This window comes from Ruegeria sp. C12 (assembly GCF_056537745.1).
Genome location: NZ_JBQFSA010000014.1, coordinates 1 through 25,959, shown reverse-complemented (window position 1 = coordinate 25,959; position 25,959 = coordinate 1). Strand labels below are relative to the sequence as shown.

Genomic DNA, 25,959 nt, shown 5'->3' with positions numbered 1-25,959 from the left:
CGTTTCGCTATTCGTCTTTCAGATAGGTCCATCGGTAGTGTGGCGGCGTCGGCCCCTTGTTGCGCCCGCCTTGCTGCATCTGTTCCCAAGCGTGGGCCAGAATACCGACCGAGCGGGACAGACAGAACAAACCGCGCGCCAGCGGCGGCGCAAAGCCGAGTTCGGCATATATAACCGCCGTAGCACCATCGATGTTCATTGGAACGGGATTGCCCTTGCGATGCGCAAGTTCGCCCTCGATCGCCTGCCCGATCCGCATGAAATCCCCGCTGCATGCCCCTTGATCGACGGCTTCAGCAACCAACTGCATCAGGCGCGGGGCGCGCGGGTCGGTTGGGGTGTGAAAACGGTGGCCGAAACCGGGCAGAATCTTTCCGTGGGTGGTGATCCAGTCATCCAATGCGCCCGGCAGATCCTGCGTGTGATCCACGACAAAGTGATAAAGCTGCACCGCCTGCTCTCCGGCCCCGCCATGCACGTCCCCCAACATGTTGACCGCGCTGGCCATGGCGTTGTTCAGGGGCAGACCGCAGGTCACCGCCATTCGGGCCGCTGCGATTGAGGGCGCTTGCGGGCCGTGATCCACGGCGGCCACCAGCGCGGCTTCGAACAGATGGGCCTGCGCCGGGCTGGGTCTGTCGCCGCGCAGCATGAACCAGATCATCTCAGCGAAACTTAGGGTGCCGATCAGGTCCTGGATCGGCTCGCCGCGCAACTCAATCCGGCCTGGTTCCATGTCGATGATCGCGGTTTTCCACCAGTCGGAGACGTCGCTCAAATCACGCCCTCCCGTTGCAGGGCGTCGATCTCGGACTGGGTCAGGCCAAGCGCGGACCAGATGGCGGCATTGTCCGCCCCCAAATCCGGCGGCGCGGTTTCTGGGTGGTTGCGTGTGCCGTCCATGACAACCGGGCTGCCAGCTAGGTGCAGGTTCTCGCCCTGCACGTCCAGAGGCCCGATCAGACCACGCCCTGCCAATTGCGGGTCGTCGAGCGCATCGGCGACGGTCAGAACCTGCCCGGTGGGCACCCCAAGGCCATTCAACTCCTGCACCCATTCTTTTGCTGGCCGCGTGGTCAGCGTGCGCTCTAACTCCGCGCGCAAGGCATGGCGGTTTTTCTTCCGATCCTCGCGGGTTGCGTAGTCCGGATTGTCCAGAAGATCGGCCCGACCCAGGTGCCGGGCCAGGGCCTGCCATTGTTCATCCCGGTTGGCGGCGATGTTGATCGGGCTGTCTGCGGTGGCAAATGTACCGGACGGGGCCGAGGTTGTGTTCTCATTGCCATGCGCGGCGGGCGTCACGCCGCCGATCAGGTAATTTGACACGACCCAGCCCATTGTGGAAATCACCGCCTCGGTCATCGCGACATCCAGAAACGCGCCGCGCGGGGTGGCGTTCAGGGCGGATGTGATGGCGAAGGCCGCTGTCAGCCCGCCGACCGTATCGGCCAATGGATATCCGACGCGATAAGGGGCGGTGTCCGGCGCGCCGGTGATCGACATGACCCCGCTGATGCCCTGCACGATCTGGTCATAGGCCGGGTCGTCGCGGCGCGGCCCGTCCTGCCCGAACCCGCTGATGGCGCAGTAGATCAGGCGGGGGTTTTCGGCCTTCAGGACCTCATAGCCCAGACCCAAACGATCCATCACGCCGGGCCGGAAATTCTCGACCAGAACATCCGCCGTGCGAACAAGCCGTTTCAGCAGCGCCTTGCCGCGTTCGGATTTCATGTCCAAAGTGACGGATTTCTTCGCCGCGTTCTGGGCCAGAAAACTGATCCCCATCCCGGCCTTGTTGCGGTCCGGGTCAGCCCCCAGCACACGGGCCAGATCGCCGGAACCGGGGCGCTCGACCTTGATCACTTCGGCCCCCATCAGCGCGAGCTGATAACAGCAATAGGGGCCGGCAAGCACGTTCGTCAAATCCAGAACGCGGATGCCGGCCAAAGGGTCAGTCGCCATCAGCAACACCGGCCGCCCGCGCCTTGGCCCGGCGTGCGCGGTAGCTGGGCAGCAGCACCAGAAGGACGGCGATCACCAGCAGGCCCAGCGTCATCGGGCGTTCCCAGATGAAGGCGATGCCGTCATACAGCTGCATCGAGCGGGCAAAGTTGTCCTCCATCATCCCGCCGAGGATGAACCCGATCAGAAGCGGGGCGAGGGGGTAGTCCGCGAATTTCAACGCGGTGGCACAGATGCCGAAACCGACGAGGATCAGCAACTCGGTCGCGTTGTTCTGGCCGATATAGGCCCCCATCAGGGTGAAAAACAGGATGAACGGGATCAGGTAGTTGCGCGGCACAGCCAGCACTTTGGCGATGTACGGGATCAGCGGAAGGTTCAGGATCAGCAGCACCAGATTGCCGATGAACATCGACATGATGACCGCCCAGAAGATCTGTGGCTCATCCAGCATCAGGCGCGGGCCGGGGGTCACGTTCAAAGCGATCAGAGCGCCCAGCAGGATCGCCGTGGTCCCGGATCCCGGAATGCCGAGCGTCAGCAGCGGCACGAATGACCCGGTACAGGCCGCGTTGTTGGCGGATTCAGGTGCAGCGAGGCCTTTGATCGATCCTTTGCCGAACTCGTCCTGTTCTTCTTTCGGAGCAATGTTGCGCTCGACCGCATAGCCGAGGAAGCTGGCAATTGTCGCTCCGGCCCCGGGCAGGACGCCGATGAAGAAACCTTGCACCGATTGGCGACCGATCACGGGCGCGATGGCTTTGGCCTCGTCCCTGGTAATGCGCAAGTCTTTGATCTCTCCATCATCGCCTTGCAGGTCCTTGGGTTTCAGAACCAGAAACAAAGCTTCGGGCAGGGCGAACATAGCCATGGCCAGCGTGATGAACCCAAAGCCGGATTGCAGGTCCATGATCCCCATGGTGAAGCGGGGCAGGTTGAACAAAGCGCCTTCGCCGACGGTTGCCATGATCAGGCCGAGGATCGTCATGATCAGCGCCTTGGCCACCTGACCCGACCCGGCAAAGGCCGCAATGGCAGACAGGCCCACAACCATCAGGGCGAAGTATTCGGCCGAATGGAACAGCAGCGCGACCGAGGACAGGGCAGGGGCGAAGACCATCAGCAGAATGGCCCCCAATGTGCCGCCTGCGAAACTGGCGATGGCGGCGATGGTCAGCGCTTTGCCGGCCTTGCCTTGCCGCGCCATCGGGTAGCCATCGAAGCTTGAGGCCACGGTGCCTGCGACCCCCGGCGCGTTCAGCAAAATGGATGAGGTCGAGCCGCCGAAAATCGCGCCGTAGTAGACGCCCGCCAGAAGGATCAGCGCAGCAGACGGATCGCCCATCGAAATCGCGACCGGGATCATGATGGCGATGATCGACATCGGCCCAAGGCCGGGAAGCATGCCGATGAACGTGCCGATCAGACAGCCCGCGATGACCATCAGCAGGTTTTGAATTGAGAATGCCGTTTGCAGGCCGATCAGAAGTCCTTCGAGCATATCAACCTCCGAAAATGCCCGGCAGGGGGCGCATGTAGATGCCAAGGACTTCCTGAACCAGATACCAGACCGCGCCGGTGGCGATGAAGGCAACGGGCAGCATGATGTGCCACTTGCGCTCGCCCAGTATGAACGAGCCGAGGATCAGGAAAGCAGAAGTCGAGATCAGAAAGCCGACGGGCCGCAGGCACAGGGCATAGATCACCATCAGGGCCAGCAGCATCAAAGCTTGATCAAGGTGGTAATCCCCCAGACGGCGGTAGTCGATATCGGCCTCTTTCGGCTCGGACTTTTCGAAGCCCAGCAGGATGATTACGCAGGCGATGATGCCCAGTATCGACAGCACTTTGGGGAAGGTGCTTGGCCAAATAGGGTTGCGCTGCATGAAGGGGGGCAGGCTGCCATCCATCGTAAACCAGGCGGCATAGCCATAGGTCAGACAGACCCCAAGCAAAACAAGCGCGATCCAGCGATCCAGCGCCATGACATCCCCTCCCTTACGTGTTCTTTTTGTGTGGCAGAGCGGCGAACCGCTCTGCCATGGGTGGTGCTTACAGGAAGCCCAGCTTTTTCATCAGATCGCTGATTTGCTGTTCCTGCTGCTCGAGAAAGGCCGAGAAATCGTCGCCTGAATTGTGGATGTTCACCCAACCATTGCGCGCGCGTACTTCTTCCCATTCGGGGGTGTCATACATCTTGGCGATGGCGTCCTGATAGGCGGCCAGCTTGTCCTCGGGCAGGCCGGGGGCCGCGAAGAAGCCGCGCCAGTTGACAAAGGTGGTGTCGATGCCCTGTTCCATCATGGTCTGCGCGTCAGGCGCTGCGTCCACACGCTCATCCGCAGTCACGCCGATGATCTTCACCTCGCCTGCATTTGCCAGATCGACGGCTTCCGAGAAACCGGTCGACAGTGCTGCGATCTCACCCGACAGCAGGGCTGCCATGGCTTTGCCGCCTGCGTCATACGGGATGTATTTGACGCCGAGCGCGTCTTTGCCAGCCGCTTCCATCACCATGGCCGCAACCAGATGATCCATTCCGCCCGGGACCGAGCCGCCGCCGATGGCCGTTGCACCCGGGTCGGCGTCATAAGCCGCCAGCAGGTCCGCCATCGAGTTGATCGGGCTGTCATTGCCGACAACAATGGCCGCGTAGTCGCCGATCGTGCCGGACACCAGCGTCAGGTCGCGGAAGTTGTGCGGGAACACCCCGGTCAGCGAGCGGATCACGATGGGGGTCGAGTTCACCATCAACGTGCCGTGGTTGCTTTCGGCGTTTTCGATCAGATAACCGATGGCTTTACCGCCGCCGCCGCCCGACATGTTCTCGTAAGACGCGGTGCCCACAAGGCCCGCTTTGGTCAACGCCTCGCCGGTTCCACGCGCGGTGCCGTCCCAGCCGCCGCCCGCGCCGCCGGGGATCAGAAAGTGGATGCTGTCTACAACCTCATCCGCGAATGTCGGCCCTGCAAGACCAACAGCGGCCACAGCCGCGATCAGGGCGCGACGGCCCAGTTTGAATGTCGTCATGTTTTCCTCCCATTTGACAACCGGCCGCTTGGCGGCTCAGATTATCGCCAAGAAAAACACATCAACCTGACATCAACCTGTCACGCGCGAAAATACTGCTTACGCCTCATGAAATTCCTGCTGGTCGAAGACAATATGGACCTCGCGAATGCGATCAGTTCGCGGATGCGGCTGGATGGCCATGTCGTTGATCATGCAGCGAAACTGGATGATGCAACGGCCTATGTGGACACCGAGGAATATGACCTGATCCTGCTGGACATCATGCTGCCCGACGGCGACGGTCGCGACTTTCTGAAACGGCATCGGGCCAGTCATCTGGACACACCTGTCATCGTTCTGACCGCCCGCAGTCAGGTGTCGGATCGAATCGGATCGCTCGATCTGGGGGCAGATGATTACGTCACCAAACCCTTCGATCATGCCGAGCTTGAGGCCCGCTGTCGCGCCGTGCTGCGGCGCAAATCAGGGATCGCCAAATCGACGATTGAGATTGGTGGGATCGTTTTCGACCCTGTCGCGGGTCATCTGGGTGTGGGGTCCGAGACCGTGTCGCTGCGCAACCGCGAACTGCGCCTGTTGGAGTTGTTTCTGAACGCCCCCGGTCAGGTGTTTTCCAAACAGAAGCTGGCGGATCGGTTGTTTTCCTATGACGACAACGTCTCGGATAACGCTATTGAGGTCTATGTGGGCCGCCTGCGCAAGCATCTTGAAAGCTCGGACCTGAAGATCACCACGTTGCGCGGGCTGGGGTACAGGTTGGATCATGTCCGCTAGCGCTGCCGTCTCGGGGTCTTTACGCAACCGGCTGGTGCTGACCCTGATCGGAGGCGCGGCCATTCTGGCGCTTTTACTGTTCTTTGCCGTGCGCAGCTACGCGGCCCGCGTGGCGCAGCAAGGGCAGGACAATATCCTTGGTGCGTCGGTCACCTCGATCCTGGATGCCGTGGCGCTGCGGGACGGAGAGCTTGAGGTCGATATTCCTTATGCCGCGTTTTCCATGCTCAACACCCCGTCGGATGACAGGGTGTTTTATGCAATCTTTCAGGACGGCCAGCTTTTGTCCGGCTATGACGATTTGCCCGTAACCAACAGCACCCCGGACGGTGGCTGGACCTTCCGCTCGGGTCAGGTCCGGGGCGAGGCGATTAGGCAGGTCAGCGCCAGCCGGACCTTGGTCGGGCTTGGCACTCGGACACAGGTAGAAGTGGCCTTGGGGCAAACGCAGGACGCTCTGGCCGAGACGCTGGATCAGATCTCGCGTAATGCTGCCTTGCTGGGGCTGGGGTTCTTTGCCCTGGCCGCCGGCTTGTCCTTTTGGGCGACCTCCACCACCATTGGGCAGTTGAACAAGCTGACCACATCCGTCACGCGACGGGGGCCGCAGGACCTGAGCCCGTTCCGAAAACCGGTGCCACGGGAAATGGCGCCGCTGGTGACGTCGCTGAATTCCCTGATGGGGCGGCTGGACCACTCGCTGAGCCAGTCCGAGGAATTTATTGCCGAGGCCGCGCATCGCGTTCGTACCCCTTTGGCAACGGTCCGGTCTTATGCGGATGCCACGTTGCAGCGCGTGGAAAAGGAAGAAAACCGCGAGGCGTTGCGGTCGATGGTGCGGGCCATCGACGAAAGTTCACGCGCGGCGGGGCAGTTGCTGGATCATGCGATGATCACCTTTCGGGCCGATCATCTGGAACGGGAAGAGATCGATCTGGTCACCCTGATCCGCGATCTGGTCCAGCGCCTGACACCAATTGCCGAGATGAAGGATCTGTCATTGTCGCTGACAGGTGATCCGGCGGTGCCTTATTCGGGCGATCTTATCCTGATCCAGAATGCGGTGCGCAACATGATCGACAACGCGCTGAAATACGCACCCGCCGACAGCACCGTCAGGATCGAGGTCACAACCCCGCCCAAAGTCACTGTCAGCGATCGGGGGCCGGGTTTCCCACCGGACGAGATTGACCTGCTGACCCGCCGGTTTGAGCGCGGCCAGAACGCCATTGGAACCATCGGATCCGGTCTTGGTCTGACGATTGCGCAGGATGTGGCGACGGCGCATGGGGGCACACTGACCCTCAGCAACCGGCAGGAGGGCGGCGCATGCGTTACCTTATTGCTTTAGCGTTTCTTTTGTTGCCCTGCGCTGTGTCGGCTCAGGACTGGGAAGATCGGCAGGTGTTCAACGCGGATGCCGGTGGTCCGGTTCTGCGCGTTCTGTCCAGTACCGACACGGTGTTGTTTGCGCCACTGATCGAGGGTTTCATTTCCGAAAATCCAATGATCGGGATCGAGTATCTTGTGACCACCACCGCCGATATCGACCGTCTGGTCCGCGCCGACCCGGATGCGTTTGACATCGTCATCTCAAGCGCGATGGACCTGCAGTTGAAACTGGCCAATGACGGGTTTGGTCTGCCGCTGACGGACATACCCCATCCGGACTGGGCGCAATGGCATGACAGCCTGTTTGCGTTTACCTCGGAACCGGCCTCAATCGTAATCAACCGTGCCGCTTTCGAAGGCGGGCCGATCCCCGAAACCCGACAGGAGTTGATCGAGATCCTGCGTGCCCGTCCGCAGGATTTTCGCGGCAAGGTCGGGACCTATGATATTCGGGACTCGGGGTTGGGCTATCTGTTTGCAACGCAGGACGCGCGGGCCTCGGAAACCTATTGGCGGTTGATGGAGGTGATGGGAGGCCTCGGCGTTCATCTGTATTGCTGTTCAGGTGCGATGATCGACGATTTGACGGATGGCACCATTTCCGTTGCCTATAACGTGCTTGGCAGCTACGCGGCGGGGCGAGCGGATCGGGATGGTGTGCTGCAGGTCATCCTGCCGACGGATTTCCAAACCACAATGATGCGCACGGCGATGGGTTTGGCGGGTACTCCGGAACCCCAAACCGCCGAGTTGTTCGTGCGCTACCTGATCGCGCAAAACGCGGGCGGAGCGGCCTCGCTGCCGACTCTGCAATCGGACGGGGCCGCAAACGCGCGCGGGACGATTGTTCTGGGCCCTGCATTGCTGACCTATCTCGATCAGTTGAAACGACGGAAATTCCTGAACGATTGGGAAAACGCGGTTATTCAGAGGTAGGGTCGGACGCTGTCAATGCGGGCGGCAACTGATCGCTCCATTTCCTCAGCTCATCCAGAAAGCCCAGGGCGGTCCGGCCGAACGCGGTGATCGAATACTGAACTGAAACCGGTGCGGTGTTCATCACGCGTCGGTGGACAAGCCCTTGCTGTTCAAGCTGCCTGAGGCGTTCGGCGATCATCTTCTTGCTGGCACCTCCGATCATGCGGGACAGGTCGTTAAAGCGCACAGGCCCATCCTTGAGGTGCCACAGAATGGACCCGGTCCACTTGCCGCCGATGATCCGCATTCCACGTTCTATCGCGCAAGGTTCGGCGCAGGCATTGGTGGCGATGCGACGCCCATCTTTGTCCTGATTGACCTGTGCCCGCATCTTTCGCGCCTTTTCCGGATTACTAGGTTACAAAAAGTATACTGATTGCTTTTCCTTCCCGCAATTCACAGGTTCACGATATGCCAAGCCCGACCCGGCATGGCCGCCAGCAAACCCCGAACGCACTGAGGATGACCATGTCCCAAGCCGAAATTCATCTGTACACTGCCGGAACCATGAACGGCTACAAGCCTGTCATTTTTCTGGAAGAGGCAGGTATTCCCTATGACCTGACACATATCGATTTCTCAAAGCAGGAACAGAAAACGCCCGAGTTTCTGGCCCTGAACCCCAATGGCAAAATCCCCACGATCGAAGACCGGACCGAGGGGCGGGCGATTTTCGAAAGCGGTGCGATCCTGTGGCATCTGGCCGAGAAATACGGAAAATTCCTGCCGTCCGATTCGGTCAAGCGGTCCGAGGTCATGCAGTGGATGCTGTTTCAGGTTGGCCATGTTGGGCCGATGATGGGGCAGGCAATGTATTTTCAGCACATCGCCGCCCCGAACGGCCATGAGGAGCCGTTTTCCATCCGCCGCTATGTCGACGAAAGCCGCCGGCTGATGGAGGTGATGAATGACCGCCTGAACGGGCGCGACTGGATCGCAGCGGGGGAATACACGATTGCGGATATGATGCTGTATCCTTGGGCGCGGGCGTATGTATGGGCAAGGGTGAAGGTAGATGACCTAGCGCATCTGAACGCGTGGTTCGACCGCATCGACGCGCGCCCTGCGGTTCAGAAGGCGCTGACCATTCCCAAGGCAAACCCGCAATTCTGGGATGCTGATGCCGATGCCAGCGCATTCGCCAGGGAAAACGCCGCGCGGTTTTCGGGTGATGTCAAAAGCTGATCACTCGCGGAAGGCGCGGTTGAAGTAATCCGACATCGGTTTGACCAGATAGGACAGGGGGGTGCGCTCGTCTGTCTTGATCATCGCCTCGACCGGCATGCCGGGCAGCAAAGCCTGACCGTTCAAGCGTTCGACCTGCCCGTCATCCGGCACAAGCTCGGCCCGGTAAAAGGTAAAGCCGGTCTGATCGTCGGTGAATGTGTCGGCCGAGACGTTGATCACATGCCCGTCAATCTCGGGCGTTTCCCGCTGGTTGAAGGCCGGAAAGCGCAGGGCGACCGGTTGGCCCACATGCAACTGATCCACGTGGATCGCGTCCACCCGTGCCGCCACCACCAAAGGCGTGTCCTGCGGCACCACATACATCATCGGTTCAGCCGGTTGGATCACCGATTGCAGCGCAAACACCTGACTGTCGTAAACCGTACCCGAAACCGGAGCGCGAATGTCCAGCCGTGACAGACGCTCGGTCAGGGACAGGCGCCGTTCGGACAGTTCCGCGACCTGAGATTGCACGTCGCGCAAGGTGGTGATCGCCTCTTCCCGGCGGGTGGCGGCCAGTTCGAGGATTTGAATCTCGGTCGCCGCGATCTGACCTTTCAACCGGGCCACTGCGGCCTCAAGCCGTCCGATTTCGCCGGTCAGGTTGGCCTCTTCCCGTTGCAGGGCCAGTACCCGGCTGACTTGGGTCAGGCCGCGCTCCAGCAGGCTTTGCTGATCCTCAAGTTCTTGCTGGATCAGATCGACCTGACGGCGCAGCGAGACAAGCTGCGCTTCGGTTCCGTCAATCTCGCTTTCGGTTTGCACCAACTGTTTGCTCAGTTGTTCGGTCTGCTGGGCCAAGGTGTTCAGCCGCGCGTCGAACAGGCGTTGTTGCCCGTCGATCAGGTCCGGGGCGATGCCGTTTTCCTGTTGAACCTCGCGCAGACGGGCGGCCAGGTCTTCGGGCGCTGCATTGTCGCGTTCGGCCTCAAGCCGGGCACGGCGGGCCAGCAGCTCGAACAGCTGCGCTTCGACAATGGTCTTTTCCGACGACAGGAAGGTGTCATCCAGCCGCAGCAGCAAATCGCCGCTGGAGACAACGGCCCCGTCGCGCACGAAAATTTCGCCGACCACACCGCCGTCGGGGTGCTGAATGACCTGACGGTTGCTTTGCACCTCGATCACACCGGACGAAACGATGGCCCCGGCCAGACGTTGCGTGACGCTCCAGACACCAAGCACGCCCACCAGAAAAAACAGCGCAGCAAAGCCGACCAAGGCAGGCAGGGTGATCCGCCACGCGGAACGCCCGTCCGGTTTCGAAGTGTCCGTCATCCCGAAGTCACCTGGCTGAGATTTCGTTTGATCGCCCCGGCATTCTGGACCATGGCATTCAGAACCTCATCGCGGGTACCGAATTTGACCAGTTGCCCCTTCTCGACCACCGCCAGATTGTCACATTCCGAGATCGCCTGCGGCCGGTGCGTCATGATGATCGCCGACTTCCCGGCGGCTTTCAGCCCCCGCACTGCGGCATTCAGCGCCTCGGTTCCGTCTGCGTCCAGCGCCGAGTTCGGCTCGTCCAGGATCAACAACACCGGGTCCCCATAAAGGGCGCGCGCCAGCGCGATGCGCTGTTTCTGACCGCCCGACAACTGACTGTCATTGCCTTCCAGAAACGTGTCATAGCCCTTTTCCAGAGACAGGATCAGCTCGTGCGCGTTCGCCTTTTTGGCGGCATCGACCACGGCCTGAGAATCGGGGTTCTGGGACATGCGGGCGATATTTTCGGCCACCGATCCGTTGAACAGGGTCACTTGCTGCGGCAGATACCCGATGTGCTGACCCAGATCGTTAGGGTCATATTGGTCCAGCGTGGCACCGCCCAGACGAATTTCACCCGCGGCGGGGTGCCAGAGACCCAGCAAAGCCTTGGCCAGTGTGGTTTTGCCCGACCCGCTTTTGCCAATCACACCAAGCGCTGTTCCGGGTTCAAGGTTCAGCGTGACATTGCGCAAGGTCGGTGCAGTGGCACCCGGCGGGATGACCGTCAGCCCCTTTGCTGCCAGTCGCGCAGCAGGGGTCGGCAGCTTGGTCCGTTCAGCCTCGGGCGGGGTGTGGTCCAGAAACTGGTTTAGCGAGGCCCAGGCGGTGCGGGCCTTTTCGACCATGCCCCATTGTCCGATTGATTGTTCGACAGGTGCCAGCGCGCGGCCCAGCAGGATCGACCCCGCAATCATCGCACCGGGTGAAAGCTCGTTCTGCAGCACCAGCCAGGCCCCAAGCGCCAGCATGGCCGATTGCAGGAACAGGCGCAGCGATTTGGTCAGCGAGGTAAAGCTGCCGGTCCAGTCACTGGCCGCAATGGTCTGGCGCAGCGCGTCCGAGCGCTGGTTCAGCCAGCGCAGCGTCACGTCCTGCTGCATCCCTTGCGAGCGGACAACTTCGGCCGCCTGACGCGCATGTTCGGAAAAGGCGTTCGCGCGCGCGGACGCAGCTTGCGCCTCAGCCACTTTGCGGCGGGTCAGGGCCTGATTCAGCAGCGCAATCACGATCAGCAACCCGCCGCCCGCGACGGCCAGCCAGCCCAGCAGCGGGTGAAAGATGAAAATCGCGGCCAGAAACACCGGGGTCCAGGGGATATCCATCACCGCCAGTAAAACCGGGGAGGCACACAGGTTCTGGATCGACTCGAGATCGCGCAGTGCCGTTGCCGGGGCTGCACGGGCCTGCGGGTTCAGCGACCGGCGCAGCGTGGCGTCAAACACCCGCGCGTCCAGTTGCGACTGGAACCGCGCACCAAACCGCGCAACGATGCGTCCGCGCGCGAAATCCAGCATGGCCATCAGGCCGTAAAGCAGCGCGACCAGCAAAAACAGCGCCGTCAGCGTTTCGACCGCGCGCGAGCCCAGAACACGGTCATAGACCTGCAGCATGAACAACGGCCCGGTCAGCATCAGCAGGTTCACGAAGATGCTGAACAGAAAGGCTAGCGCCAGAAAGGTCATACCCTGATTGCGCGTATTGCGCAGTTCATGACGTGGGGCAGCCGGCATTTGGTGCTGGGGTCTCAAAATTCAAAATCCACATCAATCAGGTTGGGCCGGCGGTTAAGAAAGCCCGGCCATTGTTGCGAAGAACCAATCCTTTTTCGAGGAAGAAATTGCAAATCACAAGGCAAAGTAGCGGCGGCTTTCGGCCATTCCTTTGGCGAGCATCCGCCTTGCCAGGGAAATCCACACAGGGTTGCGCGTCTTTGTTGTGGCCGCCGGGCTTATCTTGCCGCCAGAAACTCTGACACGCGGGACAAGCCCTGTTTCAGGATTTCAGGACCGTTGGCATAGCCGATGCGCACATAGCCCTCCATCCCAAGGGCTGATCCGGGGGTGAACATCACGCCGGTCTCCTGCAACAGCTTTACGCAGAAATCGCGGGAACTGATTGGCAGGTCATACTTCAGCAGGGCAGTGGTGCCGGATTTTGGTTTAACCCAGGTGATTTTTGGTTCCTGCGCCACCCAATCCTGCAGGATTTCCAGATTGCCGCGCGTGATCCGCTGGCTGCGGGCCAAAAGCTTGTCTTTGTTCTCTAGCGCCAGCGCAGCAAAGTGATCGTCGATCATCCCGACCGAGATGGTGTCATAGTCGCGGTGAATGGTCACCGCCTCGATCACCTCGGTTGGTGCGGCGATCCAGCCCAGCCGCAAACCCGCCAGTGAGTACGCCTTGGACATGCCCGCAGTGCTGATGCCTTTTTCGTAGATGTCGGCAATCGACGCGCTGATGCCCGAGCCGTCCTGATCGGTGCCCCGATACACCTCATCACACAAAATCCACGCATCCGCCGCGCGGGCAATGTCGGCGATGTCTTCCAATATGGCCCGGTCCATCAACGCGCCGGTTGGGTTGTTGGGGTTGTTCAGCGCGATCAGCCTTGTGTCTGGCGTCACAAGGGCGCGCAACTCGTCCAGATCGGGAAGGAATTCGTTTTCCTCGCGCAGCTGAAGATGATGCACATCGGCGCCGATGCTGGCGGGGATCGAGTAATGTTGCTGATAGGTCGGCACCACGGCCACAACCCGGTCTCCGCGTGAGACCAGAGTTTTATGGATCAGCATATTGGCCCCGATCGTGCCGTGGGTGACGATTGTGTTTTCAACCGACTGGTTTTCATACAGCGCCGCAATGGCGCGGCGCAGCCGATCGGACCCTTCGATGGCGCCATAGGTCATTTTCAGGTCCAGAAGCTCGGACAGGTCGGTTGCGTTTCGGCCTGTCAGGGTCAGCAATTCCTGAATGGTCAGGCTTTCCACGCAGGTTTCGGCCAGATTCCAGTCGCATCTGTTTTCCCATTCATTCATCCAAATCTCGACGCCGAAAGGATCGATATACATGGCTGAGGGTCCTTGAGTCGTGTGCTGCCTTGGCTGTCCTTAGATCAACGCCTCAAGCTGGTCCAGAACATCAACACTGACGGCCACGCCATTTGCGCGGGCTTCGGCCCGCCGTCTTAGCCGCCCGTCACCAGGTACGCGGGCGTCGCCATTGCCGTCGATCTCGGTGCAGATGCGGGCGATGTAGTCCGCAAACGCATCATTGCCAAATCGCGCCGGGTCCAGCGCGATCAATGTTGCGCCGCCCTTGATGTTCAACGCGCCATGCGCCTCGCGCGCGTCGTTATCGACCGACAGGGTGCCGCCTGCAAGGGCCGCGCCCAAAACCTCGACCAGAAAGGCGATCCCGGCCCCTTTGTGGCCGCCAAAGGGCAGCAGGCTGCGGGTTTCCAGAATGGCGTTCGGGTCCGCGGTCGGGTTGCCTTCGGTATCCAGCCCGGCGGGGTGCGGCAGGTCATGCCCTTCGGCAGCGGCCATCTTGATGTCCAGAAACGCAACGGCGGAAGAGGCCTGATCCCACACCACCGGCTCGACCCCGTCGCGCGGGCAGGCAAAGGACATCGGGTTGGTGCCAAACACCGGGCGTTGTCCACCCTGCGGCACCACCAAAGACAAAGAGTTGACCACGGCGAGCGCCACCAAACCCGCCTCGGCCAGGGGTTCCGTGTCGAACCGCAGGGCGGCCAGATGGTGGCAATTGGCGCAGGTGAAAGCGGCAATGCCATTCTCGCGCGCCATGGCGATCAGCTCGTCGCGGGCGGCGGTGGCTGCGATCTGATAATACCCGTTGTCCCCGTCGCCACGCAGAACACCCGGCGCGATGCGCTTGATTTCCGGTTGCGCGGAGGGGTTGGCATAGCCCGAGGTGAAGCTTTGCACATAGACCGGCAGGTTGCGCAGGCCGTGGCTACGCGGTCCGTCGCGTTCGGATTGTGTAACAATATCGGCCAGAACGTCGCTGCCACGTTCATCCATACCGGCGCGGATCAGCACTGATTTGGCCAAAGACCGGATTTCGGTCAGCGAAAGGGTTCGTGTCGGAGCGTGTGCCACAGAAAAATCCTTTGCTTTCAGGCTGCAATTGGGGCCGGTTCGGATCTGGCCTGCGGCCCGAGCGTTGCATGTCTTTCATAGGTTTGAAAGGGCGACGCGCCGGTTTTCCGGGGCAGGGGGCAGCGATTTGAATTGAAAGCCGGGTCCAAAGAATGCTTAACACTTGGCATAAAGCCGAAAACACGTGACGGGGAGAACCAAGATGAAGAAGATTCTTATGGCAACGGCGGCCGCCGCTTTGATGGCAGCCCCGGCGCTGGCCGAGACCAAGGTGGGCATGATCACCACATTGTCGGGCGGCGGGGCCGGTCTGGGCATCGACGTGCGCGACGGGTTCATGCTGGCGATTCAGCAATCGGGCCGCGACGATATCGAAGTTGTCATCGAGGATGATCAGCGCAAACCGGACATCGCGGTGCAGCTTGCCGACAAGATGATCCAATCCGAAAAGGTGGATGTGCTGACCGGTATCATCTGGTCGAACCTTGCCATGGCCGTTGTGCCCTCGGTCACGGCGCAGGGGAAATTCTACCTGTCTCCGAATGCCGGACCCTCGCCGCTGGCCGGTAAGGGGTGTCACCCCAACTATTTCAACGTCGCCTGGCAGAACGACAACTTGCACGAGGCTGCGGGCGCCTATGCCAATACCGCCGGATACGGCAACAGCTTCATCATGGCCCCGAACTATCCCGCCGGGACCGACGCGCTGACCGGATACAAGCGGACCTTCGAAGGCGATGTGGCCAGTGAGGTTTATACCCAGCTGGGTCAGACCGACTATGCCGCCGAAATCGCGCAAATCCGCGCCTCGGGCGCGGACAGCGTGTATTTCTTCCTGCCCGGCGGCATGGGGATTTCCTTCCTCAAGCAATATGCCGACAGTGGCGTGGACATTCCGGTCGTGGGTCCTGCGTTCAGTTTTGATCAGGGGATTCTGCAAGCGGTCGGGGATGCGGCGCTTGGGGTCGTGAATACCTCGCAATGGAACAAGGACATCGACAACCCGACGAACGCGGCATTTGTCGAAAGCTTTCAGGCCGAGTACGGACGGCTTCCATCGCTGTATGCCAGCCAGGGCTTTGATACGGCGAACCTGCTGATCTCGGCCATCGAGGCCGCAGACGTGTCGGATGCGGACGCGTTCCGCGAGGCGCTGCGGGCCGCGAATTTCGACAGCACGCGCGGCGATTTCTCATTTGGTCCAAACCACCATCCGGTACAGACGATCTATGCGCGCGAGGTCGTTCAGGAAGGCGATGTCTTCACCAACAAGATCATCGGCACCGCGCTTGAGAACCATTCCGACGCATATGCTGCTGACTGTAGCATGTAACACCACGCCCCGGGGTTGATCCCGGGGCTTCCCCTTCGTCCTTTGACCAACCCTCCCGGATCGGATTCGGGACACCGGAACGCGTGATGTCTACACTACTTGTTATCGAGCAGGTCCTGAACGGATTGCAGTTCGGTGTCATGCTGTTTCTGATGGCAGCGGGCCTTACCCTGATCTTTGGCGTCATGGGCCTGATCAACCTCGCGCACGGGTCGCTCTATATGGTTGGCGCCTTCGCGGCCGCTTGGGTTGCGGGTGCGACAGGTTCGTTCCTGCTGGCGCTGATCGCGGCTTTGGCGGCGGCGGCCATGGCCGGAACGCTGATCGAGACGGTGGTGATCAGGCGGCTTTACAAAGCGGCGCATCTGGATCAGGTGCTGGCGACCTTTGCGCTGATCCTGATCTTTTCCGAGGGCACCCGGTACGTCTTTGGGTCCTTCCCTTTGTTTCTGGATGTGCCCGATTACCTGTCGGGCCCTGTGACGCTGCCGGGCGGTATCCAATACCCGCTATACCGTCTAGTCCTGATCGGGATCGGCCTTGTGGTGGCGCTTGGCCTGTGGTGGCTGACGGCGCGTACGCGTATCGGCATCCAGATCCGTGCAGGCGAGAATGATCGTGAGATGATCGCCGCACTGGGTGTCGATATTTCGAAGCTTTACACGCTGGTCTTTGCCCTCGGCGCAGCGCTAGCGGGGCTTGCCGGAGCCTTGGTCGGCGCGATCCAATCGGTGCAGGTCGGGATGGGCGAGCCGGTGCTGATCCTTGCCTTTGTGGTCATCGTGATCGGCGGCATCGGCTCGATCCGGGGCGCGTTTATCGGGTCGCTGCTGGTGGGGCTGACGGACACGCTGGGCGGCATCTTCCTGCCCGAGCTGTTCAAGCTGTTCATGGACAGCGGCGCGGCCACGCAAACCGGCTCAGCGCTTGCCTCGATGTCGGTTTATATCCTGATGAGCATCGTTTTGATCTGGCGACCCTCTGGCCTGTTCGGGGCGCGCGCATGATCTCGGAACGCCTTATCAACTGGGTCGTGATTGCGGGCCTTGTGGCGCTGCCACTTTGGGCGCTGAGCGTGGATGAGATTTTCACGATCACCCTGACCACCCACGCCGTGATCCTGGCGCTGGCGGCGGTGGGTCTGAACATAGCGCTTGGCATCGGTGGCATGGTTTCCTTTGGACATGCGGCTTTCTTCGGGTTGGGCGGCTATTCGATGGGCATTCTTGCCTATCACGCGCAAACCTATGTGCCGCTGGAATTGGGGCCGTTCACGATAGAAGGCACGAAATCCATGCCGGTGATCTGGCTGACGGCGACGGTGATTTCCGCTCTGGCCGCATGGGTGATCGGGCTGCTCAGCCTGCGCACGACGGGCGTGTATTTCATCATGATTACCCTCGCCTTTGGGCAGATGTTCTACTACTTCGCCATTTCCTGGGGCACTTATGGCGGCGAAGACGGCCTGTCGATCTACGTGCGCAACGGGTTTCCGGGGCTGAATACGCTGGACCCGATCCAGTTCTTCGGGTTGTGCTTTGTTGCCTTGTGCCTGGCGCTTTTGCTGCAATGGTGCTTGCGCAATTCACCTTTCGGGCTGGCCCTGAACGCCGCTCGCCAGACTCCCGAGAGGGTGGAAACCGTAGGCCTGAACCCGATGCACCTGAAACTGGTGGCCTTTGTCATCTCGGGCGCGATCACGGGGTTGGCGGGGGCATTGTTTGCCGATCTCAACAGGTTTGTCTCCCCCACCATGTTCAGCTGGCAACTGTCGGGTGAGCTGATCATCCTGATCGTGATCGGTGGGGTCGGGCGGTTGATGGGGCCGGTCATCGGCGCGGTGATCTTTGTGGCGCTAGAGCACTGGCTGGGTGGCCTGACCGATTTCTGGCACGTCTGGCTGGGCACGATCCTATTGTTGATCGTCCTGTTCGGGCGCGGCGGGGTGATTGGCCTGTTGACGGGTAAGGAGGGCGCGCATGTCTGAGCCGATCCTTGCCACGCATGGCCTGACGAAATCTTTTGGCGCTTTGACAGCAACAGACGATGTCTCGATCGATCTGCAACCGGGTGAGATACACGCCATCATTGGCCCGAACGGGGCGGGAAAATCCACCCTGATCGGACAGATCAGCGGCAGCCTTGCCCCCGATCAGGGCCGCGTCGATTTGATGGGGCAGGACGTCACGGGCCTGAGCACGGCCGCCCGCGCGCAGGCAGGGTTGGGCCGGACATTCCAGATCTCGGCCCTGGCGATGGAAGACAGCGTTTTCGAGAATGTGCTTCTGGGGGCCATCGGTGCGACCTCGGGCGCTTGGTCGCTGTTTCGCCCGGTCACGCGCAAGGCTGACCTGAATGCGCGCGCGACAGAGGCGTTGGACCGTGTCGGGCTTGCCGATGTCAGGGATACCCGCTGCGCGGACCTTTCGCATGGCCAGCGCCGCCAGCTTGAAGTGGCCGTTGCCCTGACACTGAACCCAAAGGCCTTTGTCATGGATGAGCCGATGGCCGGGCTGGGTGCGGAAGGGTCCAAAGCGATGACAGGCTTTCTGGACGGGCTGCGCGCCGAGGCCCCCATTCTGCTGGTTGAACATGATATGGACGCGGTCTTTGCCTTGGCAGACCGGATCAGCGTTCTGGTCTATGGCCGGATCATCGCCACGGGCAGCGTCGATGACATCCGCAGGTCGCAAGAGGTGCAGGACGCCTATCTGGGAGACAGCGCTTGAGCCTTCTGTGCGTTGAAAACCTGACCGCCTCTTATGGTCCGTCGCAAACCCTGTTTGGCGTAAACCTGTCATTGGATGCGGGTGAGGTTCTGGCCCTGATGGGGCGCAACGGCATGGGTAAGACAACCACCGTGCGCGCGATCTGCCGAATGATGCCCTCGGATGGCCGTCTGGAGTTTGCGGGGCGCGCGTTGCACATGTTGCCGAGCCATAAGGTGGCCCGTCTTGGGGTCGGGCTGGTGCCCGAAGGCCGGCGCTGTTTTCGCGACCTGACCGTGCGTGAGAACCTGATCGCTGCTGCACGCCCCGGCGAATGGACGTTGCAAACGGTGGGTTCGCTGTTCCCCCGATTGGCGGAACGTTCGGGTCAGCGCGCCGCATCCCTGTCGGGGGGTGAACAACAAATGCTGGCCATCGGGCGCGCGCTGATGACCAATCCGCAGCTTTTGATACTGGACGAAGCGACCGAGGGTTTGGCCCCGATCATCCGTCAGGAAATCTGGGCCGCAATTGCCCGGCTGAAACGCGAGACCGGCATGGCCATTCTTGTGATCGACAAGTCGCTGAAAGAACTCTCGGCAATTTCAGATCGCGCGGTGATCCTGGAACGTGGAAAAACCGTGTGGCAGGGGACAATGGCCGAACTGACCCCTGAGATTTCGCAAAGATATGTCGGGATTTAAGCCCTGGGTTTGCGGCTGAGCAGCCCGTATTTCAACGCCCATGACCGAAAAGACCGACGCTTGCGCTTGTCCTGTTTCAACGCCTGCTTTGCCTGCGCCCCGCCTTTGCGGTTGAATTCGTAAACGTCAATGACCCGTTCGGCGCAGCCGCAGGCTTCGCCCATTCCGACCTTGGCGAAATAGAATTTCTCGAACCGTTCCGGTTTTTGCATGGCGCGCCTCCTGCTGTCATTGAACCGATTTGGCCGCGACTTGCCAAATCACTTTACCGAATGCGCGCCAGGCAGAAAGTGTCCAGTCAGCCGCCAATATAGGTCCCTTGCTTGGGTCGGTAGAAGATTTTCTGGTCATGCAGTCGGCCCAGAAGGTCATGCATCCGGCGTACCGTATCCTCAAGGTTTGCGCGGTCTTCGTTGGAATTCCCGGTAATCTCGGTGGCATAAGACGTCATCGCCTGTCGCAATGCCTGTTCGATCAGGTCCATATCCTCGACCGATAGTTCGAACATATCGTTGTATTGGGGCATTCCGGGACCTCCTGCCATGGGCGCGCAGGATCAGTTTGCCCTGAAAACCGCGTGAATTCCACCTGCGAACAAGCGGGCCTAGCCTTTGGGCATCCGGGCCGAATAGAACTGCGCAATCGCCTGCGTCCTGTTTTTGACCGAGAGCTTTTCGTAGATATTCGACAGGTGGAACTTTACCGTGTTTGTCGAAATCTGTAGTTCCTTCGACAATTCGCGGTTGGACATACCCTGCGCCAGCGCGTCGAGGATTGCGCGTTCCTTGCGCGACAGGCTTTCTATCGGGTCCTGCTGCATCTTCCGGACGTCGATGAAGGGGAACACCATCTTTCCGGCAGCAACCTCGGCACAGGTTTCCAGCAGCCCCTCGACAGCGCCGGACCGGGGGGCAAAACCGGCAGCCCCGGCTTGCATGGCCAGGCGCGGAATATCTCCGCCCGCTTCACCATAGACGACGAACCGTGGTGCGTTGGCCTGATCGCGCAGCACTTCGATCAGCTTGGCGGCCCCCAGAACCGGCAGCGTCCAGTCCACCACGCCCACGTGAACGGGCACACGCATCACCGTTCCCAGAAACCCCTCGGCAGTAGCGGATGTGGCCACCAAAGAGAATCGCGGATCCCGCTCAAAGATTTCCGACATGGCAGACAGAACCAACGGGTTGCTGTCCGCCAGCATGATCTCGATCGGAGGTCTTGGAAGTTCAACCATATGATTTTGCCCTGATTTTCCGAGAACCTACCCATTTGGGTGGGCCAATCTTTTGTATACCTCGGTATTTTTACCATTATGGGTAGGTATAAACCCATACTATTGGGCATCCAAAAGCAGTAGTAAGTTACGTTGCGTCATAGGGCAAGTCTGCGTTTTCTACACGGCAACAAAACAGTTCGGGCGCGCCGCCCGCTCCACAGCCGAGGATGACACAGTATGACATTCCAGATTTACCCTCCGCTCGAAATCCCCAAGACCCTTGCTGCGGGTCCCGGACCAGGCAACACGGATGCGCGCGTGCTTCAGGCCTTCGCCAGGGCAGGTGTTGCGGATCACATGCAGGGTGATGTGCTGCGCGGCATGATCGAATGCAAGCACATGCTGCGGAAGATCTGGGGAACACAGAACGTCTATACTTTCGCTGTCGCCGGCACGGGTTGGAGCGCGCTGGACGCCATGTTCTCGGCGGTTATGCCCGGCGACAAAGTTGTGGCCTTTGCCAACGGCACCTTTTCCGGCATCGACGCGCTGACCCTGCGGATCAAGGCCGCCACGCCGCAAGAGCATGCCGCCAACCCCCTTGATCCCCAAGCCGCCAGCGTAACGGTGATCGACGTACCCCATGGCCAGCCGGTGACAGGCGAGATGGTCGAGGCCGCGCTGGCCGAGCACAAACCCAAATGGGCGTTCATGGCGCATTGGGAAACCGGCTCGGGCCGCGTCAATGATCTGCGCGGGTTCTCGGATGCCTGTCAGCGCCACGGCGCGATGGGTCTGATCGACGCGGTGTCCTCGCTGGGCGTCGATGACTTCTCAATCGATGATTTTCCGGGCGTTGCGGGTTGGGCGTCCTGCCCGCAAAAGGGCCTGTGCTGCCTGCCACTGACTTACGCGCCGGTCAGCTTCACCGATGCCTATATCGACTCGCTAAAGGCAACCGGAGCGTATTCTTACGTCCACAACCCAATCTTCGAGGCCCGCCATTGGGGCATCGTTAACGGGCAGGACGTCGAGAAAGGCACCTATCACCGCACCCATTCGGCCTATGCGGTGGCAGCGTTCCATGAATCCCTGCGCCTGACGCTGATCGAAGGTCTGGCCAAACGGTCGATGTCGTACCGGACCCACGAGCGCGTTCTGCGCGATGCGGTCATCGAGATGGGGTGTCAGGTCACGTCGGACATGCCCAGCCTGATCGTGCTGAACCTGCCGCCCGAACTGGCGGGCCGCGAGATGGAGCTGGTGCAAAACTGCCGCGCACGGGGCTTTGGCATATGGCCGACGCTCAGCGCGCCGGTGCAGGTGCGGATCGGTATCCTCAACCAATTGAACCGCGAGGCGGTCAGCCGGATCGTGCGCCTGTTTGCCGAAGCCATTCGGGAACTGGGCGGCCAGGTCGACGCGGACGCAATCGAAGCCCTTTTGGAAAGCCGTTACGGCACCTCAATCGCTGCATAATCAGGAGCGGATCAGATGGATATCCATGAATATCAGGCCAAGGAAGTCCTTTCGAATTTCGGTGTCGACGTGCCTACGGGCGCGCTGGCCTACAGCCCCGAACAAGCAGCCTATCGGGCGCGCGAACTGGGCGGCGACAAGTGGATCGTCAAGGCGCAGGTCCACGCGGGCGGGCGCGGGAAGGCGGGTGGTGTCAAGCTGTGCAACACCGAAAACGAGATCTATCAGGCTTGCGATGACCTGTTTGGCCGCAAGCTGGTCACGCATCAGACCGGCCCCGAAGGCAAAGGCATCTACCGCGTCTATGTCGAAGCCGCCGTGCCGATTGACCGCGAGATCTATCTGGGGTTTGTGCTGGACCGCTCAAGCCAGCGCGTGATGATCGTCGCCTCCTCGGAAGGCGGGATGGAGATCGAGGATATCTCGGCCGACCGTCCCGACAGCATTGTGCGGTCGATTGTCGAACCGGCGGTTGGGCTGCAGGAGTTTCAGGCCCGCGAGATTGCGTTCAAATTGGGTCTGGAACCCAAGCTGATCCAGCAAATGGTGCGTACCCTGCAAGGTTGCTACGCTGCCTTCAGCGATCTGGACGCCACCATGGTCGAGATCAACCCATTGGTCATCACCGGCGACGACCGCGTTCTGGCGCTGGACGCCAAGATGAGCTTTGACGACAACGCCCTGTTCCGTCATCCCCAGATCGCCGAGCTGCGCGACAAAAGCCAGGAAGACCCCCGCGAAAGCCGCGCAGCGGATCGCGGTCTGTCTTATGTCGGGCTGGACGGCAATATCGGCTGTATCGTGAACGGCGCCGGGCTGGCGATGGCGACGATGGACACGATCAAGCTGGCCGGGGGTGAGCCTGCCAACTTCCTCGATATCGGCGGCGGTGCCTCGCCCGAGCGGGTGGCCAAAGCCTTCCGGCTGGTTCTGTCGGATGACAACGTGCAGGCAATCCTTGTGAACATCTTCGCGGGCATCAACCGCTGCGACTGGGTGGCCGAAGGTGTGGTTCAGGCGCTGAAAGAACTGGACCTCGACATTCCCGTGGTCGTGCGGCTGGCCGGAACAAATGTCGAAGAAGGCCAGAAAATCCTCGCCAAATCCGGCTTACCGATCATCCGCGCCACCACACTAATGGAAGCCGCCGAACGCGCCGTGGGCGCATGGCGCAACGATTTGTCCCAAAACACCAAGATGAGGGCTGTGTAATGAGCATTCTTCTCGATCGTGATACGCGCGTCATCGTGCAGGGCATCACCGGGCGCATGGCCCGGTTCCACACCAAGGACATGCTGAAATACGGCACCAATGTCGTCGGCGGCGTGGTGCCCGGCAAAGGCGGCGAAACCGTCGAAGGCGTTCCGGTCTTTGACACCGTCAAACAGGCCGTTGAAGCGACCGGCGCAGATGCCAGCCTTGTCTTCGTGCCGCCCCCCTTTGCGGCGGATTCGATCATGGAGGCCGCAGATGCCGGTATCCGCTACTGCGTCTGCATCACCGACGGCATCCCGGCGCAGGACATGATCCGGGTGAAACGGTACATGTACCGCTATCCCAAGGACAAACGCATGGTTCTGACTGGGCCGAACTGCGCGGGTACGATCTCACCCGGCAAGGCGCTGCTGGGGATCATGCCGGGGCATATCTATCTGCCCGGCCATGTGGGGATCATCGGGCGCTCGGGCACGCTGGGCTATGAAGCCGCCGCACAGCTGAAAGAGCGCGGGATTGGTGTGTCGACCAGTGTCGGTATCGGCGGCGACCCGATCAACGGATCGTCCTTCAAGGATATCCTGCAGCGGTTCGAGGACGACGAAGACACCCATGTCATCGCCATGATCGGTGAGATCGGCGGCCCTCAGGAAGCCGAGGCGGCGGAATACATCCGCGACCACATCACCAAGCCGGTGATCGCCTACGTCGCAGGTCTGACCGCGCCCAAGGGCCGGACCATGGGGCATGCGGGCGCGATCATCTCAGCCTTTGGCGAAAGCGCCAGCGAGAAGGTCGAGATTCTGTCTGCCGCCGGTGTGACCGTTGCCGAAAATCCGGCGGTGATCGGTGAAACAATCGCTCGGGTCATGGAGGCTGCGTGATGGTCAAACCTTCTGTTCTTGTCACCCGCCGCTGGCCCGCCGCCGTCGAGGCGCAGTTGGCTGAGAACTACGACGCGGTTCTGAACACCGGCGACAAACCCATGTCCCCGTCTGAGATCCGGCAGGCCCTGAAATCCTATGACGCGGTGCTGCCCACCGTCACCGACACGCTCAGCGCCGAGGCGCTGGACGTGCCCGGTGCGCAGACCAAGATCCTTGCCAATTACGGTGTCGGCTACAGCCATATCTGCGAGCCGTCGGCGCGCGAGCTTGGCATGACCGTCACCAATACACCCGACGTGCTGTCTGAATGCACCGCCGATATCGCCATGACCCTGTTGCTGATGGTGGCCCGTCGCGCCGGAGAAGGCGAACGCGAGTTGCGTTCGGGCAACTGGACCGGCTGGCGGCCCACGCATCTGGTCGGTACCAAGGTCAGCGGCAAGACGCTGGGCATCATCGGGTATGGCCGCATCGGTCAGGAAATGGCCCGCCGCGCGCATCATGGCTTTGGCATGGAGGTGCTGGTTTATAACCGCAGTTTGGTGGACCCGGACGTGTTGGCGCGGTGCAATGCCACTCAGGTCGGGTCGATTGATGAGTTGCTGCCGGCTTGCGACTTTGTCTCGCTGCATTGCCCCGGCGGGGCCGCGAACCGGCACCTGATCAATGCGCGCAGGCTGGATCTGATGAAGCCTGACGCCTTCCTGATCAACACAGCACGCGGCGAGGTCATCGACGAGCGGGCGCTGGTTCAGTCCCTGACCTTCGACATGATCGGTGGTGCCGCGCTGGATGTGTTCGACGGCGAACCCCGCATTTGTTCGGACCTTCTGCACTGCGACAATCTTGTGATGCTGCCCCATCTGGGCAGCGCCACAAAGGAAGCGCGCGAGGCGATGGGGTTCCGGGTGCTCGACAATCTCAGCGACTTCTTCGCCGGTCGCACGCCCCGCGACCGCGTGATCTGAACTGTTCCCCAAACTTCCTCCCGCCGTGACCCGGTCGGGAGGCTTTTCTCAGGAGGTTTCCACGTGAACGCCCCCCACCGTTCCAATGGCTTTTTCACCCAATCCCTGTCCGACCGCGACCCGGAACTTTTCGGCTCGATCACATCCGAGCTGGGTCGCCAACGCGATGAGATCGAGTTGATCGCGTCCGAGAATATCGTCTCTGCCGCCGTGATGGAGGCGCAGGGCTCGGTCATGACCAACAAATACGCCGAGGGCTATCCCGGTCGGCGCTATTATGGCGGCTGCCAATATGTCGACATCGCCGAGAACCTGGCCATCGACCGCGCCAAGGAACTGTTTGGCTGCGGCTTTGCCAATGTGCAGCCGAACTCAGGCAGCCAAGCCAACCAGGGCGTGTTTCAGGCGTTGATCCAGCCCGGCGACACCATTCTGGGCATGAGCCTGGACGCAGGCGGCCACCTGACCCACGGCGCACGCCCGAACCAGTCGGGCAAGTGGTTCAACGCGGTGCAGTATGGTGTCCGCAAAGAAGACAACATGCTGGACTATGATCAGGTCGAGGCGCTGGCGAAGGAACACCAGCCCAAGCTGATCATCGCCGGAGGCTCGGCCATCCCGCGTCAGATCGACTTTGCCCGCATGCGTCAGATCGCCGACATGGTCGGCGCGTATCTGCACGTGGACATGGCGCATT

At 61.0% G+C, this 25,959-nt stretch carries 27 protein-coding genes; 14 read left to right on the top strand and 13 right to left on the bottom strand.

Annotated elements, in window-relative coordinates:
• Positions 1 to 7 precede the first annotated feature (7 nt).
• From ACR0C9_RS21220 to ACR0C9_RS21200, 5 genes are all read right to left on the bottom strand, one after another.
• Positions 8 to 778, bottom strand: coding sequence for a citryl-CoA lyase (locus ACR0C9_RS21220; RefSeq protein ID WP_480781980.1), 771 nt, complete (start codon positions 776 to 778; stop codon positions 8 to 10).
• Positions 775 to 1,962, bottom strand: a complete 1,188-nt coding sequence (locus ACR0C9_RS21215) for a CoA transferase (protein WP_170456630.1) — start codon at positions 1,960 to 1,962, stop codon at positions 775 to 777. Before ACR0C9_RS21215 ends, ACR0C9_RS21220 begins: the two co-directional genes overlap by 4 nt.
• A complete protein-coding gene (locus tag ACR0C9_RS21210) occupies positions 1,952 to 3,463 on the bottom strand; it encodes a tripartite tricarboxylate transporter permease (RefSeq protein ID WP_170524572.1) in 1,512 nt (503 codons plus the stop codon). Before ACR0C9_RS21210 ends, ACR0C9_RS21215 begins: the two co-directional genes overlap by 11 nt.
• 1 nt (position 3,464) lies before the next feature.
• Positions 3,465 to 3,947, bottom strand: coding sequence for a tripartite tricarboxylate transporter TctB family protein (locus ACR0C9_RS21205; RefSeq protein ID WP_480781979.1), 483 nt, complete (start codon positions 3,945 to 3,947; stop codon positions 3,465 to 3,467).
• Between the two features lie 67 nt (positions 3,948 to 4,014).
• Positions 4,015 to 4,992, bottom strand: coding sequence for a tripartite tricarboxylate transporter substrate binding protein (locus ACR0C9_RS21200; RefSeq protein ID WP_480781978.1), 978 nt, complete (start codon positions 4,990 to 4,992; stop codon positions 4,015 to 4,017).
• A gap of 108 nt (positions 4,993 to 5,100) precedes the next feature.
• Between ACR0C9_RS21200 and ACR0C9_RS21195 the strand changes: the two genes are divergently transcribed.
• The 3 genes from ACR0C9_RS21195 to ACR0C9_RS21185 are packed head-to-tail and all read left to right on the top strand — an operon-like array spanning position 5,101 to position 8,097.
• Positions 5,101 to 5,769: a response regulator transcription factor gene (locus tag ACR0C9_RS21195; protein ID WP_170456638.1), complete on the top strand. Its 669-nt coding sequence runs from the start codon at positions 5,101 to 5,103 to the stop codon at positions 5,767 to 5,769.
• Positions 5,759 to 7,120 carry a sensor histidine kinase gene (locus ACR0C9_RS21190; RefSeq protein WP_170456640.1) on the top strand — a complete coding sequence of 454 codons (1,362 nt, stop codon included), beginning with the start codon at positions 5,759 to 5,761 and terminating at the stop codon, positions 7,118 to 7,120. The genes ACR0C9_RS21195 and ACR0C9_RS21190 overlap by 11 nt, the downstream gene beginning before the upstream one ends.
• A complete protein-coding gene (locus ACR0C9_RS21185; RefSeq protein WP_170456642.1) occupies positions 7,099 to 8,097 on the top strand; it encodes an ABC transporter substrate-binding protein in 999 nt (332 codons plus the stop codon). Before ACR0C9_RS21190 ends, ACR0C9_RS21185 begins: the two co-directional genes overlap by 22 nt.
• Here the strand turns inward: ACR0C9_RS21185 and ACR0C9_RS21180 are convergent.
• Positions 8,084 to 8,470 (bottom strand): winged helix-turn-helix transcriptional regulator, encoded by a 387-nt coding sequence (locus ACR0C9_RS21180; RefSeq protein ID WP_170456644.1) that lies wholly within the window; start codon positions 8,468 to 8,470, stop codon positions 8,084 to 8,086. The two genes, ACR0C9_RS21185 and ACR0C9_RS21180, sit on opposite strands and share 14 nt — an antisense overlap.
• Positions 8,471 to 8,607: 137 nt before the next feature.
• On the opposite strand from ACR0C9_RS21180, the gene ACR0C9_RS21175 reads away from it, so the two are divergent.
• Positions 8,608 to 9,324: a glutathione S-transferase family protein gene (locus ACR0C9_RS21175; RefSeq protein ID WP_480781977.1), complete on the top strand. Its 717-nt coding sequence runs from the start codon at positions 8,608 to 8,610 to the stop codon at positions 9,322 to 9,324.
• On the opposite strand, the gene ACR0C9_RS21170 is transcribed toward ACR0C9_RS21175, so the two are convergent.
• From ACR0C9_RS21170 to ACR0C9_RS21155, 4 genes are all read right to left on the bottom strand, one after another.
• Positions 9,325 to 10,641 carry an HlyD family type I secretion periplasmic adaptor subunit gene (locus ACR0C9_RS21170; RefSeq protein ID WP_480781976.1) on the bottom strand — a complete coding sequence of 439 codons (1,317 nt, stop codon included), beginning with the start codon at positions 10,639 to 10,641 and terminating at the stop codon, positions 9,325 to 9,327.
• Positions 10,638 to 12,362, bottom strand: coding sequence for a type I secretion system permease/ATPase (locus tag ACR0C9_RS21165; protein ID WP_480781975.1), 1,725 nt, complete (start codon positions 12,360 to 12,362; stop codon positions 10,638 to 10,640). The genes ACR0C9_RS21170 and ACR0C9_RS21165 overlap by 4 nt, the downstream gene beginning before the upstream one ends.
• Before the next feature lie 218 nt (positions 12,363 to 12,580).
• On the bottom strand, positions 12,581 to 13,699 hold the full coding sequence (locus ACR0C9_RS21160) for an aminotransferase (RefSeq protein WP_480781974.1): 1,119 nt from the start codon (positions 13,697 to 13,699) through the stop codon (positions 12,581 to 12,583).
• Between the two features lie 39 nt (positions 13,700 to 13,738).
• Entirely contained in the window at positions 13,739 to 14,752 is a 1,014-nt protein-coding gene (locus ACR0C9_RS21155) for an Ldh family oxidoreductase (RefSeq protein ID WP_480781973.1), read from the bottom strand.
• Positions 14,753 to 14,954: 202 nt separating this feature from the next.
• On the opposite strand from ACR0C9_RS21155, the gene ACR0C9_RS21150 reads away from it, so the two are divergent.
• The 5 genes from ACR0C9_RS21150 to ACR0C9_RS21130 all read left to right on the top strand — a co-directional run bounded on the left by ACR0C9_RS21150 (position 14,955) and on the right by ACR0C9_RS21130 (position 19,497).
• Positions 14,955 to 16,085 carry an ABC transporter substrate-binding protein gene (locus ACR0C9_RS21150; RefSeq protein WP_170634878.1) on the top strand — a complete coding sequence of 377 codons (1,131 nt, stop codon included), beginning with the start codon at positions 14,955 to 14,957 and terminating at the stop codon, positions 16,083 to 16,085.
• Between the two features lie 86 nt (positions 16,086 to 16,171).
• Positions 16,172 to 17,092: a branched-chain amino acid ABC transporter permease gene (locus ACR0C9_RS21145; protein WP_480627371.1), complete on the top strand. Its 921-nt coding sequence runs from the start codon at positions 16,172 to 16,174 to the stop codon at positions 17,090 to 17,092.
• A complete protein-coding gene (locus ACR0C9_RS21140; protein ID WP_480781972.1) occupies positions 17,089 to 18,072 on the top strand; it encodes a branched-chain amino acid ABC transporter permease in 984 nt (327 codons plus the stop codon). The genes ACR0C9_RS21145 and ACR0C9_RS21140 overlap by 4 nt, the downstream gene beginning before the upstream one ends.
• Positions 18,065 to 18,814: an ABC transporter ATP-binding protein gene (locus ACR0C9_RS21135; protein WP_170456662.1), complete on the top strand. Its 750-nt coding sequence runs from the start codon at positions 18,065 to 18,067 to the stop codon at positions 18,812 to 18,814. The genes ACR0C9_RS21140 and ACR0C9_RS21135 overlap by 8 nt, the downstream gene beginning before the upstream one ends.
• Complete coding sequence (locus ACR0C9_RS21130) at positions 18,811 to 19,497, top strand: ABC transporter ATP-binding protein (RefSeq protein ID WP_480586764.1); 687 nt, start codon at positions 18,811 to 18,813, stop codon at positions 19,495 to 19,497. Before ACR0C9_RS21135 ends, ACR0C9_RS21130 begins: the two co-directional genes overlap by 4 nt.
• Here the strand turns inward: ACR0C9_RS21130 and ACR0C9_RS21125 are convergent.
• From ACR0C9_RS21125 to ACR0C9_RS21115, 3 genes are all read right to left on the bottom strand, one after another.
• Entirely contained in the window at positions 19,494 to 19,709 is a 216-nt protein-coding gene (locus tag ACR0C9_RS21125) for a hypothetical protein (RefSeq protein WP_170524522.1), read from the bottom strand. The two genes, ACR0C9_RS21130 and ACR0C9_RS21125, sit on opposite strands and share 4 nt — an antisense overlap.
• Positions 19,710 to 19,795: 86 nt before the next feature.
• The gene (locus ACR0C9_RS21120) at positions 19,796 to 20,023 is read right to left on the bottom strand and encodes a hypothetical protein (protein ID WP_170456669.1); all 228 of its coding nucleotides are present in this window, start codon (positions 20,021 to 20,023) and stop codon (positions 19,796 to 19,798) included.
• A gap of 78 nt (positions 20,024 to 20,101) precedes the next feature.
• Positions 20,102 to 20,731 (bottom strand): response regulator transcription factor, encoded by a 630-nt coding sequence (locus ACR0C9_RS21115; RefSeq protein ID WP_480781971.1) that lies wholly within the window; start codon positions 20,729 to 20,731, stop codon positions 20,102 to 20,104.
• Between the two features lie 219 nt (positions 20,732 to 20,950).
• Between ACR0C9_RS21115 and ACR0C9_RS21110 the strand changes: the two genes are divergently transcribed.
• The 5 genes from ACR0C9_RS21110 to ACR0C9_RS21090 form a co-directional block, all read left to right on the top strand.
• Complete coding sequence (locus ACR0C9_RS21110; RefSeq protein WP_480781970.1) at positions 20,951 to 22,192, top strand: pyridoxal-phosphate-dependent aminotransferase family protein; 1,242 nt, start codon at positions 20,951 to 20,953, stop codon at positions 22,190 to 22,192.
• 15 nt (positions 22,193 to 22,207) lie between these two features.
• The gene (locus ACR0C9_RS21105; protein WP_480781969.1) at positions 22,208 to 23,404 is read left to right on the top strand and encodes a malate--CoA ligase subunit beta; all 1,197 of its coding nucleotides are present in this window, start codon (positions 22,208 to 22,210) and stop codon (positions 23,402 to 23,404) included.
• The gene (sucD, locus tag ACR0C9_RS21100; protein ID WP_170456675.1) at positions 23,404 to 24,291 is read left to right on the top strand and encodes a succinate--CoA ligase subunit alpha; all 888 of its coding nucleotides are present in this window, start codon (positions 23,404 to 23,406) and stop codon (positions 24,289 to 24,291) included. Before ACR0C9_RS21105 ends, sucD begins: the two co-directional genes overlap by 1 nt.
• Positions 24,291 to 25,262 carry a 2-hydroxyacid dehydrogenase gene (locus ACR0C9_RS21095; protein ID WP_480781968.1) on the top strand — a complete coding sequence of 324 codons (972 nt, stop codon included), beginning with the start codon at positions 24,291 to 24,293 and terminating at the stop codon, positions 25,260 to 25,262. The genes sucD and ACR0C9_RS21095 overlap by 1 nt, the downstream gene beginning before the upstream one ends.
• A gap of 63 nt (positions 25,263 to 25,325) precedes the next feature.
• The coding region (locus ACR0C9_RS21090) for a PLP-dependent aminotransferase family protein (protein ID WP_480781967.1) at positions 25,326 to 25,959 on the top strand (634 nt) is incomplete at its 3' end.

Coding starts and splice junctions, on each gene's coding strand:
- ACR0C9_RS21125 (WP_170524522.1), bottom strand. CDS start 19,709: ATGCAAAAACCGGAACGGTTCGAGAAATTCTATTTCGCCAAGGTCGGA.
- ACR0C9_RS21095 (WP_480781968.1), top strand. CDS start 24,291: ATGGTCAAACCTTCTGTTCTTGTCACCCGCCGCTGGCCCGCCGCCGTC.
- ACR0C9_RS21195 (WP_170456638.1), top strand. CDS start 5,101: ATGAAATTCCTGCTGGTCGAAGACAATATGGACCTCGCGAATGCGATC.
- ACR0C9_RS21165 (WP_480781975.1), bottom strand. CDS start 12,362: ATGCCGGCTGCCCCACGTCATGAACTGCGCAATACGCGCAATCAGGGT.
- ACR0C9_RS21215 (WP_170456630.1), bottom strand. CDS start 1,962: ATGGCGACTGACCCTTTGGCCGGCATCCGCGTTCTGGATTTGACGAAC.
- ACR0C9_RS21150 (WP_170634878.1), top strand. CDS start 14,955: ATGAAGAAGATTCTTATGGCAACGGCGGCCGCCGCTTTGATGGCAGCC.
- ACR0C9_RS21105 (WP_480781969.1), top strand. CDS start 22,208: ATGGATATCCATGAATATCAGGCCAAGGAAGTCCTTTCGAATTTCGGT.
- ACR0C9_RS21145 (WP_480627371.1), top strand. CDS start 16,172: ATGTCTACACTACTTGTTATCGAGCAGGTCCTGAACGGATTGCAGTTC.
- ACR0C9_RS21160 (WP_480781974.1), bottom strand. CDS start 13,699: ATGTATATCGATCCTTTCGGCGTCGAGATTTGGATGAATGAATGGGAA.
- ACR0C9_RS21110 (WP_480781970.1), top strand. CDS start 20,951: ATGACATTCCAGATTTACCCTCCGCTCGAAATCCCCAAGACCCTTGCT.
- ACR0C9_RS21140 (WP_480781972.1), top strand. CDS start 17,089: ATGATCTCGGAACGCCTTATCAACTGGGTCGTGATTGCGGGCCTTGTG.
- ACR0C9_RS21115 (WP_480781971.1), bottom strand. CDS start 20,731: ATGGTTGAACTTCCAAGACCTCCGATCGAGATCATGCTGGCGGACAGC.
- ACR0C9_RS21185 (WP_170456642.1), top strand. CDS start 7,099: ATGCGTTACCTTATTGCTTTAGCGTTTCTTTTGTTGCCCTGCGCTGTG.
- ACR0C9_RS21180 (WP_170456644.1), bottom strand. CDS start 8,470: ATGCGGGCACAGGTCAATCAGGACAAAGATGGGCGTCGCATCGCCACC.
- ACR0C9_RS21200 (WP_480781978.1), bottom strand. CDS start 4,992: ATGACGACATTCAAACTGGGCCGTCGCGCCCTGATCGCGGCTGTGGCC.
- ACR0C9_RS21170 (WP_480781976.1), bottom strand. CDS start 10,641: ATGACGGACACTTCGAAACCGGACGGGCGTTCCGCGTGGCGGATCACC.
- ACR0C9_RS21210 (WP_170524572.1), bottom strand. CDS start 3,463: ATGCTCGAAGGACTTCTGATCGGCCTGCAAACGGCATTCTCAATTCAA.
- sucD (WP_170456675.1), top strand. CDS start 23,404: ATGAGCATTCTTCTCGATCGTGATACGCGCGTCATCGTGCAGGGCATC.
- ACR0C9_RS21135 (WP_170456662.1), top strand. CDS start 18,065: ATGTCTGAGCCGATCCTTGCCACGCATGGCCTGACGAAATCTTTTGGC.
- ACR0C9_RS21190 (WP_170456640.1), top strand. CDS start 5,759: ATGTCCGCTAGCGCTGCCGTCTCGGGGTCTTTACGCAACCGGCTGGTG.
- ACR0C9_RS21175 (WP_480781977.1), top strand. CDS start 8,608: ATGTCCCAAGCCGAAATTCATCTGTACACTGCCGGAACCATGAACGGC.
- ACR0C9_RS21120 (WP_170456669.1), bottom strand. CDS start 20,023: ATGCCCCAATACAACGATATGTTCGAACTATCGGTCGAGGATATGGAC.
- ACR0C9_RS21205 (WP_480781979.1), bottom strand. CDS start 3,947: ATGGCGCTGGATCGCTGGATCGCGCTTGTTTTGCTTGGGGTCTGTCTG.